Annotated in this window: 16 protein-coding genes; 3 read left to right on the top strand and 13 right to left on the bottom strand. The window is 72.2% G+C overall.

The window, feature by feature from the left end; translation table 11 throughout:
* Positions 1-80: 80 nt before the first annotated feature.
* From AB0C69_RS19500 to AB0C69_RS19460, 9 genes are all read right to left on the bottom strand, one after another.
* A complete protein-coding gene (locus AB0C69_RS19500) occupies positions 81-2,084 on the bottom strand; it encodes a family 20 glycosylhydrolase (RefSeq protein WP_360355284.1) in 2,004 nt (667 codons plus the stop codon).
* A gap of 57 nt (positions 2,085-2,141) precedes the next feature.
* Positions 2,142-3,122, bottom strand: a complete 981-nt coding sequence (locus tag AB0C69_RS19495; RefSeq protein ID WP_360355281.1) for an aliphatic sulfonate ABC transporter substrate-binding protein — start codon at positions 3,120-3,122, stop codon at positions 2,142-2,144.
* A complete protein-coding gene (locus AB0C69_RS19490) occupies positions 3,119-3,895 on the bottom strand; it encodes an ABC transporter ATP-binding protein (RefSeq protein ID WP_345180935.1) in 777 nt (258 codons plus the stop codon). Before AB0C69_RS19490 ends, AB0C69_RS19495 begins: the two co-directional genes overlap by 4 nt.
* The gene (locus tag AB0C69_RS19485) at positions 3,892-4,662 is read right to left on the bottom strand and encodes an ABC transporter permease (RefSeq protein WP_345180934.1); all 771 of its coding nucleotides are present in this window, start codon (positions 4,660-4,662) and stop codon (positions 3,892-3,894) included. Before AB0C69_RS19485 ends, AB0C69_RS19490 begins: the two co-directional genes overlap by 4 nt.
* The gene (locus AB0C69_RS19480; RefSeq protein ID WP_360355277.1) at positions 4,662-6,131 is read right to left on the bottom strand and encodes a sulfatase-like hydrolase/transferase; all 1,470 of its coding nucleotides are present in this window, start codon (positions 6,129-6,131) and stop codon (positions 4,662-4,664) included. Before AB0C69_RS19480 ends, AB0C69_RS19485 begins: the two co-directional genes overlap by 1 nt.
* A gap of 74 nt (positions 6,132-6,205) precedes the next feature.
* A complete protein-coding gene (locus tag AB0C69_RS19475) occupies positions 6,206-7,372 on the bottom strand; it encodes an ROK family protein (protein ID WP_353832524.1) in 1,167 nt (388 codons plus the stop codon).
* Positions 7,373-7,484: 112 nt separating this feature from the next.
* A complete protein-coding gene (locus AB0C69_RS19470) occupies positions 7,485-8,288 on the bottom strand; it encodes a class I SAM-dependent methyltransferase (RefSeq protein ID WP_360355274.1) in 804 nt (267 codons plus the stop codon).
* 34 nt (positions 8,289-8,322) lie between these two features.
* Entirely contained in the window at positions 8,323-9,060 is a 738-nt protein-coding gene (locus tag AB0C69_RS19465) for a glucose 1-dehydrogenase (RefSeq protein ID WP_353832522.1), read from the bottom strand.
* Between the two features lie 11 nt (positions 9,061-9,071).
* A complete protein-coding gene (locus AB0C69_RS19460) occupies positions 9,072-10,172 on the bottom strand; it encodes a dihydrodipicolinate reductase (protein ID WP_360355272.1) in 1,101 nt (366 codons plus the stop codon).
* Between the two features lie 324 nt (positions 10,173-10,496).
* Between AB0C69_RS19460 and AB0C69_RS19455 the strand changes: the two genes are divergently transcribed.
* Positions 10,497-11,759, top strand: a complete 1,263-nt coding sequence (locus AB0C69_RS19455) for a hypothetical protein (RefSeq protein ID WP_360355269.1) — start codon at positions 10,497-10,499, stop codon at positions 11,757-11,759.
* On the opposite strand, the gene AB0C69_RS19450 is transcribed toward AB0C69_RS19455, so the two are convergent.
* The 3 genes from AB0C69_RS19450 to AB0C69_RS19440 are packed head-to-tail and all read right to left on the bottom strand — an operon-like array spanning position 11,746 to position 14,991.
* On the bottom strand, positions 11,746-12,360 hold the full coding sequence (locus AB0C69_RS19450; protein WP_360355266.1) for a TetR/AcrR family transcriptional regulator: 615 nt from the start codon (positions 12,358-12,360) through the stop codon (positions 11,746-11,748). The two genes, AB0C69_RS19455 and AB0C69_RS19450, sit on opposite strands and share 14 nt — an antisense overlap.
* A gap of 5 nt (positions 12,361-12,365) precedes the next feature.
* Complete coding sequence (locus AB0C69_RS19445; protein WP_360355263.1) at positions 12,366-13,490, bottom strand: hypothetical protein; 1,125 nt, start codon at positions 13,488-13,490, stop codon at positions 12,366-12,368.
* A gap of 16 nt (positions 13,491-13,506) precedes the next feature.
* Complete coding sequence (locus AB0C69_RS19440; protein ID WP_360355261.1) at positions 13,507-14,991, bottom strand: hypothetical protein; 1,485 nt, start codon at positions 14,989-14,991, stop codon at positions 13,507-13,509.
* Positions 14,992-15,300: 309 nt separating this feature from the next.
* On the opposite strand from AB0C69_RS19440, the gene AB0C69_RS19435 reads away from it, so the two are divergent.
* A complete protein-coding gene (locus tag AB0C69_RS19435) occupies positions 15,301-15,729 on the top strand; it encodes a hypothetical protein (RefSeq protein ID WP_360355258.1) in 429 nt (142 codons plus the stop codon).
* Between the two features lie 60 nt (positions 15,730-15,789).
* On the opposite strand, the gene AB0C69_RS19430 is transcribed toward AB0C69_RS19435, so the two are convergent.
* Entirely contained in the window at positions 15,790-16,128 is a 339-nt protein-coding gene (locus AB0C69_RS19430) for a hypothetical protein (protein WP_360355256.1), read from the bottom strand.
* Positions 16,129-16,351: 223 nt separating this feature from the next.
* Here AB0C69_RS19430 and AB0C69_RS19425 point away from each other — a divergent pair, with 223 nt between their 5' ends.
* The gene (locus AB0C69_RS19425; protein ID WP_360355253.1) at positions 16,352-18,283 is read left to right on the top strand and encodes an amino acid transporter; all 1,932 of its coding nucleotides are present in this window, start codon (positions 16,352-16,354) and stop codon (positions 18,281-18,283) included.
* Positions 18,284-18,436 lie beyond the last annotated feature (153 nt).

The following is an 18,436-nucleotide window of genomic DNA, read 5'->3' as shown; positions in this document are numbered from 1 at the left end:
CTCGGGGTCCTCGCCACGCAGGTCCGCCGGCTGACGCTGGCGCAGCGGGGCGCCGCGGCGCGGCAGGCCTACGGGGCGGTTCAGGAGATGGTCAGGGTCAGCGGCGCTTCCACGGGCGCCTGGCCGGTCGGCCGGAGGGTGAGGGTGGCCGTGTAGGTGCCGGGGGCTGAGAACGTCCGGTTCGAGACGGCGGTGAACGCGGCGTTGCCGCGCATGTCCGGAATGCTGGCCGCACGGGACGTGGTGAGCGTGACGTCCTCCTGGACGCCGTCGTTCCAGGTGACGGTGCCGGTGAGGGCGCCGGCGGCGGGAGCGGTGACCGTCCAGGCGGCACCGGCGGGCGAGCCCGCCGGGACGGTCCTGTCGGAGCCGAGGGCGGCCGTCCGCCAGGGGACGCCCGTGGTCGGGAAGAAGTTGACGCCCTGGAGCGTCAGGCGTCCGCCGACCATGGCGAGGCGTCCGGTGAAGTCGGTGTAGTCACGCTGGGACTGCGGCGTCCAGCCGACCTCGGCGGTGGCGACCAGGCGCGGGTAGCTGTAGTACTGCGCCTGCGGGAGGCGCCGGATGAACTCGCCCCACAGGGCCGACTCCACTCCGAGGACGTCGCTCTCGGACGTGCCGGGGATGAAGGTTCCGGGGTCCCAGCCATAGTGCCGGTCCAGGCCGCACGGTCCGCCGCAGGCCCACGTGCCGCCCAGGGGCTGCCGGGAGTCCTGCTTCTGCGGGACGTAGGTGTTGGAGGCAGGGGAGAGGATCAGCTTGGCGCCCCTGCCCGTGACGGCGCCGGCCACGGCGGCCTTGTCGCCCGCCCAGTACTGGACGACCGCGTTGCCACGCGGGAGTGAGGTCCTGGCGGTCTCGTTCCAGCCGACGACCGTCTTGCCCAGCCCGTCGACCTGGCCGGTGAAGGCGTCGACCATCGCCCGGTAGTCGGCGCCGCTCGTGCTGTGCGACTCGTCCCCGCCGATGTGCAGGTAGGGGCCGGGCGTCATGGCCGCGAGCTGGGTGAGGACCTGCTTGGTGAACTCGTAGGTGACCGGGTTGGCGGCGTCGAACGACGAGTACCCGACGTCAGGGGTGCCGTTGGCGGGGACGGTTGTCTCTCCCGGCTTCAGGTCCGGCTTGGATCCGGCGCTGTTGAGCTGCGGGATCGCGTGCAGGGCGGCGTTGGTGTGGCCCGGCATGTCGATCTCCGGGACGACGGTCATCCCGCTCGCCCCCGCGTACCGGACGATCTCGGCGTAGTCGGCCTTGGTGTAGAAGCCGGTGACGCCGGGTTCGGTGCCCATCTGCTGGCCGCTGGAGTTACGGGTCATCGCGGTCGAGCCCGAAACCGAGGTCAGCCTGCCGTAGTCGATCCCGGAGGGGTTCACCGCGGGGGCGTCCATCGCGATCCGCCAGCCCTGGTCGTCGCTCAGGTGCAGGTGCAGGCGGTTGATCTTGAACTGCGCGGCGGCGTCGATGTACTTCCTCACCTCGTCCACCGGGTAGAAGCTGCGGGCGACGTCGAGCATCATGCCCCGGTGCGCGAAGCGCGGATAGTCGATGATCTCGACGTGCGGCACCGTCCAGGCGGCGCGGGCCTTCGCGGGCGACTCCACCCACTGGGGGAAGAGCTGCCGGAGGGTCTGCACGCCGTTGAGGGCTCCGCTGGCGGTGGACGCCTCGATGACGACCTGCGCCGGGTTCGCGGTGAGGTCGTAGCCCTCCAGGCGGCCCGCGGGGCCGAGCCCGGGGCCGACCTTGACGACGATCGGGTTCCGGCCGGACCTCGCGGGCACGACCGGCAGCCGGTAACCGGTGGACGGCCGCAGCACCTTCGCCAGGTAGGCGGCGGGCGCCGCGGCCCCGCCGCCGACCGCCGCGATGGAGGTCGCCGGATCGAGCCGGTAGCCGGGGCCGTCGCTCGCTTCGACGGACACCGGCTTCGGCACCAGCCCGAGCGGGCCGGCGGCGGGAGAGTCCAAGACGCTGTCGGCCCGGGAGGGCGCGGCGGCGAGCGGGGACAGGGCGGCGGTGAGGACGGCCGCGAGCGAGGCGGCGACCGTGCGGCGGCGGGACAGGGGGATGCGTTGACGGGGCATGGGGGTGTGCCTCCTCAGGGGCGGCCCGGCCGGCCGGACGCCGGCCGGGTCCGGGGGTTACTTGCTGCCGGCGTTCGTGTAGAGGCTCGCGGTGTAGTAGGCGGCCGGGTCGGGGGAGGAGGGCAGCTTGCCCATCGCGACGAAGATGTCGGACAGGCCCTTGTACCAGCCGTTCACCGTCCCGTCCCCGGTCAGCCGGGTCAGCTCCGCCGAGCTGAAGGTCCTGGTGACGGCGGACGCGCCCTTGAACTGCGCGGGCGGCACCTTGACGAACGCGGCCGCCGTCGTCTCGGCCTCGGCCGTGTGGCCGTCCACCCAGTCGTTGGCCTGCTGGAGCACCTTGATGACCTTGCGGACGGTCGCCGGGTCGTCCTTCACGACCTGGTTGCGGGCGACGAAGGAGCTCGGGAACGACATCGCCGGGAAGAAGTCGGCGTTCTTGGACAGCTCGACCAGTCCGGGAGTGCGCTTCTTGATGGTGTCGATGAGCGGGTACCAGATCGCGGCGGCGTCCACCTTGCCGGAGGAGAAGGCGGTGACCACCGTGCTCGGGTCCATCGGCACGCGCTTCACGTCCTTCGGGGTCATCCCCGCCTTCTTCAGCGCGAGCTGGAGGAGCATGTCGCCCGACGTCCCCTCGGGCACGGCGACCTTCTTGCCCCGGAGCCCGGCGACGCTCGTGATCCCCGACTCCGGGGTGGCGATGATCCGGTCGGCCTGGCCGAGCATGTTCACCGCGATGATCTTGGCCTTGCCGGACGCGGGCATCCAGGTGGCGCCCGGCCCGATGTAGCCGTAGTCGAGGTCGCCGGCGCCGAGCGCCTGGATCTGGAGCGGGCCGTTGGTGAAGACCTTCAGCCGGGGCTTGAGCCCGGCCTTCTCCCACAGGCCGAGCTTCTCGGCCGCGGCGAGGGTGGCCGCGCCCGAGAAGTCGGCGATGTAGCCGAACTTCACGGTCGTCCCGCCGTCGTCCTCGCCGCCGCAGGCGGCCAGCGGCAGCAGGAGGAGCGACGCGGCCAGCAGGCGCAGAGATCTCATGGTGCTGTCCCTTCGGGGGTCGGGGCGGGGGGCTGGTGGTAGACGGCCGTCCAGACCTCGCGGCGGAGCTCGTCGAACTCCGGCGACAGGCGGATCTCCTCGGTGCGGGGATAGGGCAGCCCGACGTCGACGACCTTGTGGATCCGGCCGGGGCGCGCGGCCATGACGACCACCCGCCCGGCCAGGTACACGGCCTCGTCCACGTCGTGGGTGATGAACATGACGGTGCGGCGCTCGCGGGTCCAGGTGTCGAGGAGCCCGTCCTGGAGCTGGACGCGGGTCAGCGCGTCCAGCGCGCCGAACGGCTCGTCCATCAGCAGCACCGACGGGTCGACGGCGTAGGCGCGGGCGATGGCGCACCGCTGCTTCATCCCGCCGGACAGGGTCTTCGGGAGCGCGTCGGCGAAGTCGGCCAGGCCGACCAGGTCGAGGTAGTGCTCGGCGGTCGCGCGGCGCTCCTTCTTCGACACTCCGGCGATCTTCAGCCCGAACTCGACGTTCTTGCGCGCGCTCATCCAGGGGAACAGCGCGTACTGCTGGAAGATGACGCCGCGCTCGGGGCCGGGGCCCGCGACCCGGGCGCCGTCCACCTCGACGGTCCCGGCGTCCGGTGCGAGCAGCCCGGCGGCGAGGTTCAGCAGGGTGCTCTTGCCGCAGCCGGACGGCCCGACGACGGTGACGAACTCGCCGTCGGCGATGTCCAGCGAGACTCGGTCCAGGGCGGTGAACGAGGCGAACCGGTGGGTGACGTCCCGGAAAGAGATCTTGGTCATCGGCGCTCCTGCCATCCGGTGAGCCGCCGCTCGGCGAGCAGCAGCAGGCGGTCCATCGCGAGCCCGGTGAGCCCGATCACGATCAGCGACACGAAGATGGTCGGCAGCTCGTAGTAGAGCTGCGCCTGCTGCATCCGGTAGCCGAGCCCGCCCTGCGAGGCGATCAGCTCGGCCGCCACGACCGTGGCCCAGGACGCCCCGAGCCCGATCCGCATGCCGACCAGGATGAACGGGGTCGAGGCCGGCACCACCACGTCGGTGAACAGGGTCCGGTCGCCGGCGCCGAGCACCCGCGCCGCGTTGATCAGCGTCCGGTCGACCGAGACCACGCCCTGGTAGGTCGACACGACGCAGGACAGGAACGCGGCCAGGAAGATCACGAAGACCTTCGGGGTCTCGTCGATGCCCATCAGCACCACCGCCAGCGGGATGATCGCCAGTGGCGGGATCATGCGGAAGAACTGGAGCCACGGCTCGAACAGCCCGCGCACCACCGGGTACCAGCCCATCGCGAACCCGACCGGGACCGCGAGCACGACGCCGAGGACGAAGCCGAGCAGCACGCGGCGCAGGCTGGCGAGCAGGTCGTCGAACAGCGTGCCGTCCCCGACCAGCTCCCCGGCGCGGCGCGCCACCGGGAGCGGGCCGGGGAACCCGTCGATCCCGCTCCTGGACAGCCCGACCCAGACCGCGAGGCCCAGCGCGGCCGAGGCGAGGGTCAGCGAGGCGGAGCGCAGGCGCCCCCGCCCCCGGCCGGCGGCGGCCATCACGCGACCTCGTCCGCGACGCCGTCGACGTCGGGCGCCCGGCCGGCGCCGATGTCGGCCATGTAGCTCATCCAGGTGTAGGCGGGGTCGCCCCGGCGCAGCAGTTCCCTGTAGAGCCGGCCGGTCATGTCCCGCCGCACCTCCGCGTAGGCGGGCGCCGAGTACACGTTCCGCAGCTCGTGGGGGTCGTCCTCCAGGTCGTACAGCTCGTGGACGCTCTCGGGGTTGAAGACGAGCTTGTGGCGGCGGTCGCGGATCATCCGCTGCGAGTAGGGGAAGTGGTGGCCGTGGAACTCGGCGACCACCTCGGGGCGGGGGTCGTCCTCCCCGCGGATGAGCGGCAGCAGGCTCCGGCCGTCGCAGGGGTCGCCGGGCGGCAGCCCGGCCAGGTCCAGGATCGTCGGGTGCAGGTCGATCAGCGTGGCGAACTCGTCGACCGCGCGGGCGGGCGCGCCCGGCACCCGGATGATCCCGGGGATGCGGTAGATGTCCTCGTACATCGCCGGGCCCTTGTCGTTGAGCCGGTGCGCGCCGGTGAACTCGCCGTGGTCGGCGGTGAACACGACCGCCGTGTCGTCCCACAGGCCGCGCTCGCGGAGCCGGTCGAGGATCCGCCCGGCCTGCTCGTCGATCATCGTGACGTAGCCCCAGTAGACGGCGATCAGCTTGCGCCAGGCGTCGGCGTCGAAGTGGTCGGCCGACCAGTACTCGGCGTAGCGGCGCTGGACGTCGGGCTTGCCGGCGAACGTCTCGGCCATGGACGCGGGCAGCGGCACGTCCGCTGGGTCGTACAGGTCGTAGTAGGCGTCCGGCAGCAGGTAGGGCAGGTGGGGGCCGTACCAGCTGCACGTCAGCGCGAACGGCCGCCCGTCGTCGGCGTACCGGTCGATCAGCTCGATCGTCCGGTCGGCGAGGAACCGCTCGACGGTCGCCTCGGCGGGCTGCTCCAGCCGCCCGGCGATCAGGTGGCCGCGCCCGGAGTCGTTGGGCGCCTTGCCGAAGACCGCGTCGCGCACCTTGAACGGCGGGTGCCCGTTGTCCTTGAGCCAGGCCTGGTAGGACGGGTGGTGGAACGGGTTCAGCGCCCCGGGCAGGTGCTCGCCGTCCATGCCGTAGTACTCGGGGCCGCGTTCGCGGCCGATGTGCCACTTGCCGACGTGGCCCACGTTGTAGCCCGCGCCCAGCAGCGGCCGGACGAGGGTGGGGAAGTCGTCGTCCACCTCGTCCTTGGCGCCGCCGTTGCGCTCGGGATTGACGAGCAGGCCGTGGCGGAACGGATGGGTGCCGGTGAACAGGGAGGCGCGGGCGGGGGTGCAGATCGCGGTCGGCGTGTAGAACCGGTCGAACCTGGTGCCCTCGGCCGCCAGCCCGTCCAGCGCGGGGGTGCGCACGACCGGGTTGCCGTAGCAGCCCAGCGTGTCGACCCGGTGCTGGTCGGTCATGAGGATCAGGACGTTGCGAGGGGGCACGGGACTCCGTTCATTAATTCCTGAGGGTTGACAGAAATAGGCGCTTTGTTGCGGGAGCGCAGGTCGGGCCGGGTCTACGGGTCCGCGGGCAGCGGGCCGGGCGGGAGGGGGTCCTGCTCCTTGAGGACCAGGGCGATCGCGCCCATCGCCGAAGCGGCGGGGCCGAGGTCGGCCGGGACGACGTCGAGCGCGCGCGGCTTGCCCGGCAGGGCGAGCTCGCCGATCGCCGACCTGATCGGATCGAGCACCAGGCCGCCGAGCGTGGCGAGGTCCCCGCCGACGACGACGCGCCGGGGGTCGAGCTGGGCCACGGTGCCCGCCAGGACCGTCCCCAGCGTGCGGGCCGCCTCGACGACCACCGCGGTCACCGCGGGCGTCCGGGACCGCGCGGCCTCCAGCAGGTCGTCGGTGCCCGTCAGCCGGACGCCCCGCGACGCGGCGGCCTCCAGCAGCGCCGGCACGCCGATCCGCCCCTCCAGGCAGCCGCGTCCGCCGCAGTGGCACCGCGGTCCCGCCGGATCGACCGAGACGTGGCCGACCTCGCCGGACGCCCCGTGCCCCCCGCGCAGGAGGCGCCCGCCGGAGATGAAGCCGCCCCCGACGCCGAACGCCCACCGCACGTAGACCACGTCGTCGGCCGAGCGCGCGGCGCCCCACGTCTGCTCGGCCAGTGCGGCGAGGCGGGCGTTGTTGTCCACCTCGACGCGGGTGCCGAAGGCGGCCTCCAGCCGTTCGGCGGCCCGCCGCCGGCGGGCGGGGCCGTCCATCGCCCCGACCAGGCCGATCCCGATGGCCTCCAGCGCGCGCAGCCCGATGCCGCGGTCGTCGCAGACCTTGCGGACCAGCGCGATGGCGAGGTCGGCCTGCTCGCTCTCGTCCGCGTCCGGCGCCGAGTCGTCCACCGCGGTGGCGACGACCTGCCGGGCGATGTTGGCGATCGCGACACGGATCCGCCGACGGCCGAGATCCACGCCGATCAGCAGCCCGGCGTCGGGGTTGAGGGAGACGCGGGTCGCCGGCCGCCCCCGGCCGCGGGGCCGGCCGTCGTCCTCGGCCCCCGACTCGATCACCGCGCCGCGCTCCATGAGCTCGGAGATGATGGCGAACAGCGTCGTGCGGGACAGGCCGGTGCGCTCGGTGAGCCGCGTCCGGCTCATCGGCCCCTCGCCGCGCAGCGCCGCCAGAACGGCGCCCTCATGGGCCTGCCGGAGCCGTTGCAGCGCGTCAGCCCGCTTCTCCATGCCGGGAAGCATGAACGATGCACCCGATTAATGTCAATGCTCCGGACGAAAACCTCCGGGTCGGCGGCACCCGCACCCGGGCGGGCGTCGCCGGCCCCGGCCGGCCGTCCGTTCAGGGCCGGTGCGCGGTGATGATCCAGGCGCGCGAATCGAACCGGACACCGTCGCCGTCGAGGTGAGCTGAGAGCGTCTCGCGCAGGCGGGCGACCGCACGCGCCGAGGTGTCGGGGCCCAGCCGCCGGAGCGCCTCGCGCGTGGAGGTGAAACCGCGGACCCAGCCGAGGGCGGTGTCCACGTCCGGCCCGTAGTAGACGGGTTCGTGGACTTCGGTGAAGGCGATGTCGGCGAAGCCCGCAGCGCTGAGAATCCGCTCGGCGGTCTCCGGGTCGCCGAGAGAGAACGCGTCCGGTCCGGAGGGAGCGGCGGCCTCCGCTTGCCCGGCCCCGGCGAGGGCCTGGCGGATGGCGACCTCCCATTCGTTGCGTTCGGCGGGCTGCCACACCATCATCACCAGGCGTCCGGCCGGGCGCAGCCCCCGCCCGACGTTGGCGAACGCCGCGACCGGGTCGTCGAAGAACATCGTGCCGAACCTGCTGATCGCCAGGTCGAAGCGCTCGGGCGGGAAGGGGTGGACCTGCGCGTCGGCGCGCTCGAAGGAGACGTTGCCGACGCCCTCGGCCCGCGCCAGCTCCCGGGCGCGCTCGACGGCGGGCGCGGAGACGTCGACCCCGAACGCGCTGCCCGCCCGGGCCGCGCGCGCGGCCTGCCGGGTCGTGTGCCCGGAACCGCATCCGATGTCGAGGACGTGGTCGTCGTGCCGGACGGCGGCCGCCCGGCGCAGGACCCGGTCGTGCAGCCGCAGTTCGGCGTCGTAGTCGGTGGGGCCCGTCCCGTGGTCCTTCGCGGAGTTTCGCACGGCAGTCTCCTTACCACGGCCGGACCGGCCGCGGTCAGCCCTTGTGGGGGATCTGCTGCACGGTCCCTCCGTCGATGACGAACTCGGCTCCGGTGGCGAAGGACGACTCGTCGCTGGCGAGGAAGACGACGAAGGAGGCGACGTCCTCCGGCAGGCCGGGGCGTCCGAGGGGGATCGGGACCATGTCGTCCGGGATGCCTTCGGTGAGCGGCGTCCGGATCAGGCCGGGGTGCAGCGAGTTGACCCGGACGCCGTGCGGGGCGAGCTCCACGGCGACCGACTTGGTCAGGCCCCGCAGCCCCCACTTCGAGGCCACGTAGCCGTGCGCCCAGGAGGTGCCGCGCAGGCCCTCGATGGAGGAGTTGTTGATGATCGACCCGCCTCCGGCGGCGATCAGCGCGTCGGCGGCCGCGCGGATGCCGAGGAACGGGCCGGTGAGGTTGACGTCGATGATCTGCCGCCACTTCTCCGGCCTGAACCGGTTGACGGCCGCGCCGTTGGCGATCCCCGCGTTGTTGAACAGCACGTTCAGCGCGCCGAACTCGGCGACGGTGGTCGCGACGGCCGCCGCCCAGTCGTCCTCGCTGGTCACGTCGAGGTGCACGTAGCGACCCGCGTCGCCCAGCTCGTCCGCGACCGCCCTGCCCTCGTCGTCGAGGATGTCGCCGATGACGACCCTGGCGCCCTCGGCGGCCAGGGCCCGGGCGCTCGCCGCGCCGATGCCGCGGGCCCCGCCGCTGATCAGAGCGGTCTTCCCGTCCACACGTCCCATGGTCGCCGTCCCTATCTGCCGGTGCCCCGGTCGGTCAGCGCCGCGGCGAAGACGCCGCGGGCGGTGGTGAAAGGCAGGTCGAGCGGCGTCCGCAGCCCCGGCGGCGCCCCGACGACGTCGGGGATCGCGTTGACGATCCGCCCGGCGCCCGCGGCGATCGCGGCGTAGTTGTGGTCCCCCCTGGCGCTGGTCGGGCAGACGTCGACGCGGTAGGAGGGCTCCCCGACGATCTCGACCCGGTAGGAGCCGCCGTCCTGCGCCGGCTGCGGCCAGTCCGGCCGCAGGTCGCCGCGCAGCCGGGTCGTGTGGTCGATGACGAGGACCTCCCTGCCGCCGGCGACGCCGCTGATCTGGAACCGGACGGCCGCCATCCCGCCGGCGGGGATGTGCCCGGCGGCCACGTCGAACGCCTCCGGCGCCGGCTCCTGCTCGAACCACTCGGTGATCTCGTCGAGCTCGAAGCCGAACCCCCGGGCCAGCATCCGGAGGCTGACGCCCCACGACGCGGCCAGCATCCCCGGGCGCAGGATCTTCGGCAGGTCCCCGACGGGTCGTCCGAAGCCCATGAAGTCGAACATGACCGGACCGCCGTCGTAGGTCGCGTAGTCGGCGATCTCCGAGCAGCGCACCTGCTCCACCCGCTGGCAGGTGCTCGCGATCGCGAAGGGCAGCAGGTCGTTCACCCAGCCGGGGTCCACTCCGGTGGTGAAGAGGCTCGTCCCGCCCGCCCGGCAGGCGTCCTCGACGGGACGGATCATGCGTTCCGGCAACAGCCCCCAGGGGTAGATCAGGGGCACCGGAGAGGAGGCGACCACGTTGCTGCCCGCGGCGAGGATCTTCCCGATGTCGGCGAGGGCGCCGGGCAGCCGGGTCTCGCCGATCGCGCAGTAGACGGTGCAGTCGGGCCGCGCGGCGAGCGCCGCCCCCAGGTCCGCGGTGGCCGCGACCCCGGTGACCACGTCGAGCCCGGCGAGCTCGCCGGCGTCGCGCCCGACCTTCGCGGGGTTCGAGACGACCAGTCCGGCCAGCTCGAAGCGGGGGTCCTCGATGAGCTGCCCCAGGGCGATGCGGCCGACGTTGCCGGTGGCCACGTGCAGGACGCGGAGGGCCATGGTGCTCCTCGACGAGAGGGGACGGTCGATAGAACGCGTTACCGGGCGCCGTGGCGACGGACGCTTCCGGCGTTCACCGCGCCGCGCCGGTCAGCTGGCTGGACATATGTCCAGCATAGGTCGAGCCTCGATCCCGTCGCAATGCCCGGCGCAGTCGACGGGTATCCGGACAGGTGTCCGGACAGGCTTCCAGTTTCATTGGAACACGTTCTACTATGGTGCCGGGCGCTCCGGAGCCGCGCCCGGCGTGGGACCGCGGCGCCGGCACCTCCCCGCCGCCTCGGTCGCAGGTGGACGGGACCGCCGAGGCAAGGAGAACCGCAGATGGCCGACCCGCCGGCGACGCCTCCGAGCCGGTACGCGGGCCTGACCCGCGGAGAGCTCGCGGTCGTCGTGCCCGAGCTGCTCCTGATCGGGCAGCTCATCGACCGCTCCGGGATGGCGTGGTGCATCTCCGCGTTCGGCAGGGAGGAGATGGCGCGGATCGCGATCGAGGAGTGGGCGGCATCGAGCCCGATCTACACCAGGCGGATGCAGCGAGCCCTGGGCTACGCCCCCGAGGTGCCGGGCGAGGGCGACGTCCCGACCATCTTCAAGGGCCTCCAGCTCGACATCGGCGCCCCGCCGCAGTTCATGGACTTCCGCTACACCGTCCACGACCGGTGGCACGGCGAGTTCCACCTCGACCACTGCGGCGCCCTGATGGACGTGGAGCCGATGGGCGACGACTACGTCCGCTCCATGTGCCACGACATCGAGGACCCCACCTTCGACGCCACCGCGGTCGCGACCAACCCCAAGGCCCAGGTGCGGCCGATCCACCGGCCGCCGCGCCGCCCCGCCGACCGGCACCCCCACTGCGCGTGGACGGTGGTCATCGACGAGTCCCACCCCGGCGCCGAGGGCATCCCCCTGCTCGCCGACAACGAGCGCTCCCGCGCCGCGACCCTCGAACTCGCACCGATCGACCCGTCCGACGACGGGCTCGCCGACTACTCCGGGCCCCTGCTCTCCGACCTCGACTTCGCCGCCTTCTCCCGCTCCGCGCTGGCACGGATCGCCGACGAGGTCTGCCTCCAGATGCACCTGCTCAACCGGGCCTTCACCCTCTCCGTGGCCCAGCGGGCCGCCGACGCCGGCGAACTGCTCCGCATCCGCCGCAAGCAGCTCGTCGGCATCGCCGGCGTCGCCGCCGAGCGGCTCGCCCGCGCCCTGGACCCGCCGCGCGACGCGGAGGGAGCGGCCCGCCTTCTCGCGGTGCACCCCCTCCTCAACCCCTCGGCCTACGTCGACGCCGGCATCGAGGGCGCGAACATCGTCGTCCGCCCGTCTCCCGCGCATGAGGACGGCGCCTGGATCTCCCTCTGCGGACCCGGATGGACGACCGCGCTCCAGGCCGTCGTCCGCGCCGTGGACCCCCGCCTCGACGTCGAGGCGCACGGTTCCGGCGACGGGGAATGGCGGCTGGCCGTCGTCCGCCGCGACGACCCGGCCCCGGAGCCCGACGAGGTGGCCGTCGTCCGCTTCAGCACCGGCGCCGCCTTCGCCTTCCGGCCGCGGCGCTCCCTGCCGATCACCCCTGTGTGACGGCGCCGGCGCGCAGGGCGGGGGCCAGCCACCGGTGCAGGACGGCGCGGACCTGCGCCTCGTCCCTCGGCGGCTCGCTCGGGTGCTGCAGCAGCGAGGTCAGCAGGCGCATGACGATCTCGGCGAGGCCGTCGAGCTCGTCCTCGCCGACACCGGCGGCCGCCCAGTCGACGGGGAAGCGCCGCAGCATCTCGGCGCCGTAGGCGATGGCGTCGGCGGTGGTGGCCCCGCGGCCGAAGGCGGCGGAGTCGTCGAGCTGGAGCAGCAGGCTCAGCCGCGGCTCGTTCGGGATGGTCCGCACACAGAAGATCATGCCCTCGACCACGGCCTCGGCCGGGTCGCCGATGCCCTGGAGGTGGGCGATCATCCGGTCGACGAACGACTCGGCGCCCTGGGCCGCGACCTCGCCGATGATGTCGCTGATGCGGCCGAAGTGGCGGTAGACGGTCTGGCGGGTCACCCCGAGCTCGTTCGCGACGTCGGACAGCGTCGTCTTCGCGACGCCGTGCCTGTCGATGCAGCGGACGGTCGCGTCGACGATGCGCTGCCGGGCCTCGGCCTCCGACGCGGGAGGCCGGCCTCCCCAGCCGTGGTGCCCCATGGGCCTCAGGATCGCACAGGTTCCGCCGCCTCCCGTGCCACGCTCGCGCGGAGCGCGGCCGCGATGATCCCGGCGGCGGCGACCGAGCACAGCGCGGCGTACCAGAGGCTGCCGATCGGCGTGCCCTGCTCGGTGACGCCGCCGGACGAGGCGAGGTACGCGGGCAGCGCGATGAGCCAGAAGACGACGTGGACGCCGAGGTACAGCGCCGGATAGGTCCGCGCGAACAGCGGCGACACCGCCGGGACGGCCGTCCCGGCGCGCCGCGCCCGCCAGGCGTCGGCGAGCAGGAGGAGGCCGGCGACCCAGACCGCGGCGAGCTCGGCGCCGAGGATCGCCCGCTGGACCCCGAGGCGGCCCTCGAAGGCGCCGCTGGGGGCGCTCACGACGATCATCGCCAGGGGCGTCACGGCCCCGGCGACCAGCGTGCGCCGACCGATCCGCGGGCCGGTGAGGGCGCCGCGGCCGTCCCGCCCACCGGTCAGGCGGACGACGAGGTAGGTCATGGCTCCGAAGGAGACCGAGGCGAAGAGCAGCATGCTGTTCATCGGCACCGAGGCGAGCGCCGGCTGGTTGATCTTCTCGTTCGCCTCGTTCCACGCCCACCACCTCAGCTGCGGGCCGAGCTGGTCGAAGACCTCGTAGAAGACCTGGCACGCGAACGCGACCGCCACCGAGCCGGCCAGCGGCCCGCGCCGTGCGAAGACGCCGAGCACCCGGACGAGCTCGTAGGCGAGCTGCGAGATCGCGGGATAGAACGCCACGATGTACAGCGGCAGCCGGTCGTACATGAACTGCACGGTGAACACGTTGTGGGAGAAGATGAACCCGACGTGGTCCTGCAGACCGAACCAGCCGGGAAAGTACAGCGGCGGCTCGATCACGGCCAGGTAGACGACCGAGGCGAACCACAGCGAGATGTTGACCGGATCGCCGTCGCGCCGCCACCGCCGCCACGCGTGCACCAGGGCGAACACCGCGCCGCCGACGATGAGCAGTTCGAGCACGGCCATGGTGCCGTCGGCCAGGTTGAACGGGTTGCGGAAGCTCACCACGGCATCGGCGCCGTGGCAGGAGAAACCGAGTTCCCCGGCGACGCGCTCGGCCGCCGGATCGCAGGTGGGACCCATGAGCCGCCTCCCGGCGTCAGGTGCCGACAAGGTCGTCGCCGCGGGCCGGAGAGGCGCCGCGGGGGCCGGTGTAACCGGTGAAGTCGATGCCGGGCGGATCCCTCCGGTCGTCGAACCCGTGGGGCACGACGGTGCGGCCGAGCCGTTTCCGCAGCTCGTAGCGCACGACGCCGAACCAGAACCGCGGATCGGCGGCCATCTGCCGGAGCGACCTGTCGAGGTTGAACACCTGCGCGAACGTCCGCTCGACGTAGGCGTCCTCGCGGCTCGCGGCGGTGATGGCGTTGAAGACGGGCCAGCTCAGGCGCGCGGTGAGCCTGCGGCGCCAGGCGGCGGCGACCTCGGTCCCGGTCGCGAAGTCGTAGGCCTGGTCACGGGCCATCGCCAGCATCCAGGGCACCTGGAGCGACCTCCTCTGCCCGCGCAGGAACTCGCGCATGAACGCGAGGTCGACGGCGTCGCGCCTGCGCAGCACCTCGTCCAGGATGAGGGCGGAACGGGCGGCGGAGCTCATCCCCTGGGCGTAGAAGGGGTTGAAGGCGCAGATCGAGTCACCGACGCACACCAGCCCGATCGGGGGCGTCCTGAGCAGGTCGTACCGGCGCCACTTGTTACCCGTCGAACGGGTCAGATGCACCCCGGAGGTCGGAGTGCAGGCACGGGCCGCCTGCGCGAACACCGGTGTCCGCACACGGTCCAGCGCGTCCTCGAACGCCTCCACCCTGCGCGGCATCTCGATGCCCCACGACCCCATGCACACGATGGCGCGCTCACCCTCGATGGGGAAGAAGTTGCTGAGGAACTCGTGCTCGGCAGGGTGGTCGCCGCCGTCCTGGGTCGGGGTGATGACCAGATGCTTCCACCACCACGTCTCCGGACGCCGCCCAGCCGGGGGCAGGTCGTACCAGCGCGAGGTGTAGGTGACCTTGGCGTCGAGCGTCTTCTCCGGAGGCGCGGGCCACCCGGCGGCGCCGAGCCAGTCCACGACCGAGGAGCCGCGACCGAGCGCGTCGACGACCAGGTCGGCGGCCAGATGACCGTCGCCGTACTCGACCCCCACGACGCGACCGTCCGCGGAGCGGAGCCCGGTGACGGTCACGCCCTCGCGGATCTCGACGGCCGGCAGCTCGCGGACCTTGCCGCGCAGGACCCGCTCGATCAGCACACGGGAGCTGTACACCATCGTCATCGAGCCGGACTTGCGCGGCGCCCAGCCGTCGTTCTCGCAGTAGGCCGCGTCCATCGACGGCATCAGGTGCATCCCGCCCGCCGCGATGAGCGCCTCCTCGAACCCGGGGAAGATCTCTCCGATCGCCCGCCGGCCGGAGTTGAGAAGGAAGTGCGGGTGCTTGCTCTGCGGGACGCCCCGCCGGTGCTCGGCCTCCGGCGGCAGCCGGTCCCGCTCCAGCACGACCACCCTCGCGAAGTGCCGGGCGAGCACCCCCGCGGCGCACAGCCCCGCCACACTCCCGCCGAGCACCACGGCCGTCCCGCGCGGCATCCCGCCACCACCCATCCATTCATACACGCAACGAGTGAATGTATGATTAACCCAGGCCGAGCCGCCGCGCAAGGGCGCGGCCCTGACGAACCGGCCCCCGCCGGCCCCCGCCGGCCGCTGCCGCCCCTCCGGCGCCGCGCTGCCCCCGAGGTGTGCAGGTAGCCATAAACATAGAAATTTGCAGCCTTAAGGCTGATAAAAACGCCATTCGGCGGCCGAGAGAGAATCTACTGGTTCGTAATGTCAGGCCTACTGAAATGATCTCCTCTGGCGGGTGAAACTGGTGCTCGCAAACAGAAGGAGGGGTGTATGCGAAAAACCGCTTGTCTCGTCATGGCGGTCGTCGCGTCAGCGGTGCTGACGGCGGCTCCGTCCGCCGAGGCCGCCCGCCGCGAGAACGTCACCAGGACCTTCGACGTCACCTTCGCGAAGCAGTGGGACTCCAAGAGGTTCTCCCAGAACGCGGGCACTGACACCTTCAAGTGGCAGTGCCTCGGCGTCCCCGGCGAGCCCTACTACTTCGAGATCTACAAGTACGACACCATCGTCAGCCCGCCGAGAAGGGTCCTCGATAAGGACTACAAGTGCAAGATAAAGGACGACGAGGGGAAACCGCTCATCATCACCGAGAGCGTGCAACTCGAATACGGCGTCTACACGCTCCGGTTCAGTAAGCCGCCGGGCCCCGACGGCATCCACGTCAAGGGCACGGGCACCTACCCGAAGCAGACCGACTGACCACCGCATTCCGGCGGTACGCCGCGTCCCGGCGTGCCGCCGGGACGCGGCGGCGTGCTCTCAGGCCGGTGCGCCGGCGCTGAAGGGCGGCTCGGGAGGGTCGGCGCCTTCGCCGCCGCCCGCGACCCTCACCTCCCAGGAGGGCTCCGCCGCTTCGTCGAGGTGGAGCCACACGTACACGGCGGGGTAGGGCTTGCCCACCGGATCGAGAGGCGGGTCGGTGGCGGCGGAGGCGAGGCGCTGGGCCAAGATGCCGGCGTATCTCGTGGCGAACTGCTGACGGAGGCCGGCCTGCACCACGGTCGTCGCCCGGTCGCCCTGCCAGACGGTGAGTTGGTCGCCGGTCACCCCGATGCTGGTGATGGTGTCCGAACGGATGAGGTGGATGTCTTCGGTCACCAGCCAGACCACTGGAGAACTCGTGAACGCGTCAGGCTCCATAGCAGCGGAGCCTAGAGGCGCTCCACGCATCCGAAAAGGTGTGCGGCGCTCCGATATGCGTGCGGACACGTGGCTCCCGGCCCCGTGACGAGCGGTGTGGCCGCTCTCCTGTGCGGCACTAGCGCGGATGTCCCATTTCGCCAGTATTGTGTGCGGGCTCGCGACTCGACCTGGGGGCCGGATGGGAACGTCAGCAGAGCCGGAGGCGGACTCGGGGGTGCGGCGCTGGCTGCTCCAGGGGCTGCACCGCCCGGGGCACAAGCCGGGGCCGCACAAGAAGCAGCCGCACCACGAGGACGCGCCGCACAAGCAGCACGCCTGGTGGCAGGTCATGTGCCTGACCGGCGTCGACTATTTCTCCACGCTGGGCTACCAGCCGGGCATCGCCGCCCTGGCGGCCGGGGCGCTGAGCCCGATCGCCACCCTGCTGCTGGTGGCGCTGACCCTGTTCGGGGCGCTGCCGGTCTACCGGTCGGTGGCGGGGCAGAGCCCGCACGGGCTGGGGTCGCTGTCGATGCTGGAGCGGCTGCTGCCCGGCTGGCGCGGCAAGCTCCTGGTGCTGTTCCTGCTCGGCTTCGTCGCCACCGCGTTCATCGTGACGATCACGCTGTCGGCCGCCGACGCCACCGCCCACCTGCTGCACAACCCGTTCGCCCCGGACGCGGTCGCGGGCTGGCAGATCCCGGTCACGCTGGTGCTGATCGCGGCGCTGGGCGCGGTCTTCATGGTCGGGTTCAGCGAGGCGATCTCGATCGCGGTCGTCCTGGTCGCGGTGTACCTGGTGCTGAACGTCGTGGTGGTGGGAACGGCCCTGGTCGAGGTGGCGTCCGACCCGGGGCTGGTCACCGACTGGAGGCACGCGCTGACCGCCGACCACTCCAACCCGATGGTGATGGTCGCCGTCGCGCTGTTCGTGATGCCCAAGCTCGCCCTCGGGCTGTCCGGGTTCGAGACCGGCGTGGCCGTGATGCCGCTGGTCAAGGGCGACCTGGACCGGCGGATCCAGGGCGCGCGCAAGCTGCTGACCACGGCCGCGGTCATCATGAGCGTCTTCCTGATCACCTCCAGCTTCGCCACCAGCGTGCTGATCCCCGAGAAGGAGTTCGAGGAGGGCGGGAAGGCCAACGGCCGGGCGCTGGCCTACCTCGCGCACGAGCACCTCGGGGAGTGGTTCGGCAGCGCCTACGACCTCAGCACGGTCGCGATCCTGTGGTTCGCCGGCGCCTCCGCCATGGCCGGACTGATCAACATCGTCCCCCGCTACCTGCCGCGCTACGGGATGGCCCCCGACTGGACCCGCGCCACCCGCCCGATGGTCCTGATCTTCACTCTCGTCTCGTTCGCCATCACCCTGCTGTTCGGAGCGCAGGTCGAGGCGCAGGGCGGCGCCTACGCCACCGGCGTCCTCGCGCTGATCCTGTCCGCCGCGGTCGCCGCGACGCTGGCGTCCTGGAAGCGCGGACGCCGCCGCGCCGCCGCCGCCTTCGGCGCCGTCACCCTGGTCTTCACCTACGCCACCATCGCCAACATCATCGAACGCCCCGACGGCCTGGTGATCGCCGTCGTGTTCTGCGTCGCGATCGTCGTCACCTCGCTGATCTCCCGCGCCACACGCTCCACCGAACTGCGCATCACCGACGTCGAGTTCGACGAGAAGGCCCGCGAGCTGCTCGACCGGTCAGGCGAACTGCGGATCATCGCCAACGAGCCCGACGAACGCGACCGCCAGGAGTACCTGGACAAGGCGCGGGAAGCCTGGGAACTGCACCGGCTCCGCGCCGAGGAGGGCCTGCTGTTCCTCGAACTCACCGTCTCGGACGCGTCGGAGTTCGAGTCCACCGTGCGCGTCACCGGCGAGGAGCGGCACGGCTACCGCGTCCTGAGCACCGAGGGCCCGAGCATCCCCAACGCGATCGCGGCGATCCTGCTCCACATCCAGCACGAGACGGGCAAGCAGCCGCACGTCTACTTCCACTGGGCCGAGGGCAACCCGATCGGCGCCCTGCTCCGCTACCTGGTGTTCGGCGGCGGCGACGTCCCACCCATGACCCGCGAGATCCTCCGCCAGGCCGAACCCGACATCGAACGCCGCCCCATCGTCCACGTCGGCTGACGCCTGGGCCCCCGTGGCTATCGCCAGAGGTAGTCATAGCGGGCCGGCGCCGGGGCAACCTGGACTCGCCCGTCCCTGACCTGCCATTCGATCTGGTGCCCCTCCTCGTGGAAGACGAGGAAGAGCCCGCAGACCCGGTCGCCGTCCTCGTCG

Origin of the sequence: Actinomadura sp. NPDC048032 (genome assembly GCF_040653175.1) — a bacterium.
Taxonomy (GTDB): domain Bacteria; phylum Actinomycetota; class Actinomycetes; order Streptosporangiales; family Streptosporangiaceae; genus Spirillospora; species Spirillospora verrucosospora.
The sequence above is the reverse complement of the archived record's forward strand: the minus strand, read 5'-3'. Positions and strand labels throughout refer to the sequence as shown.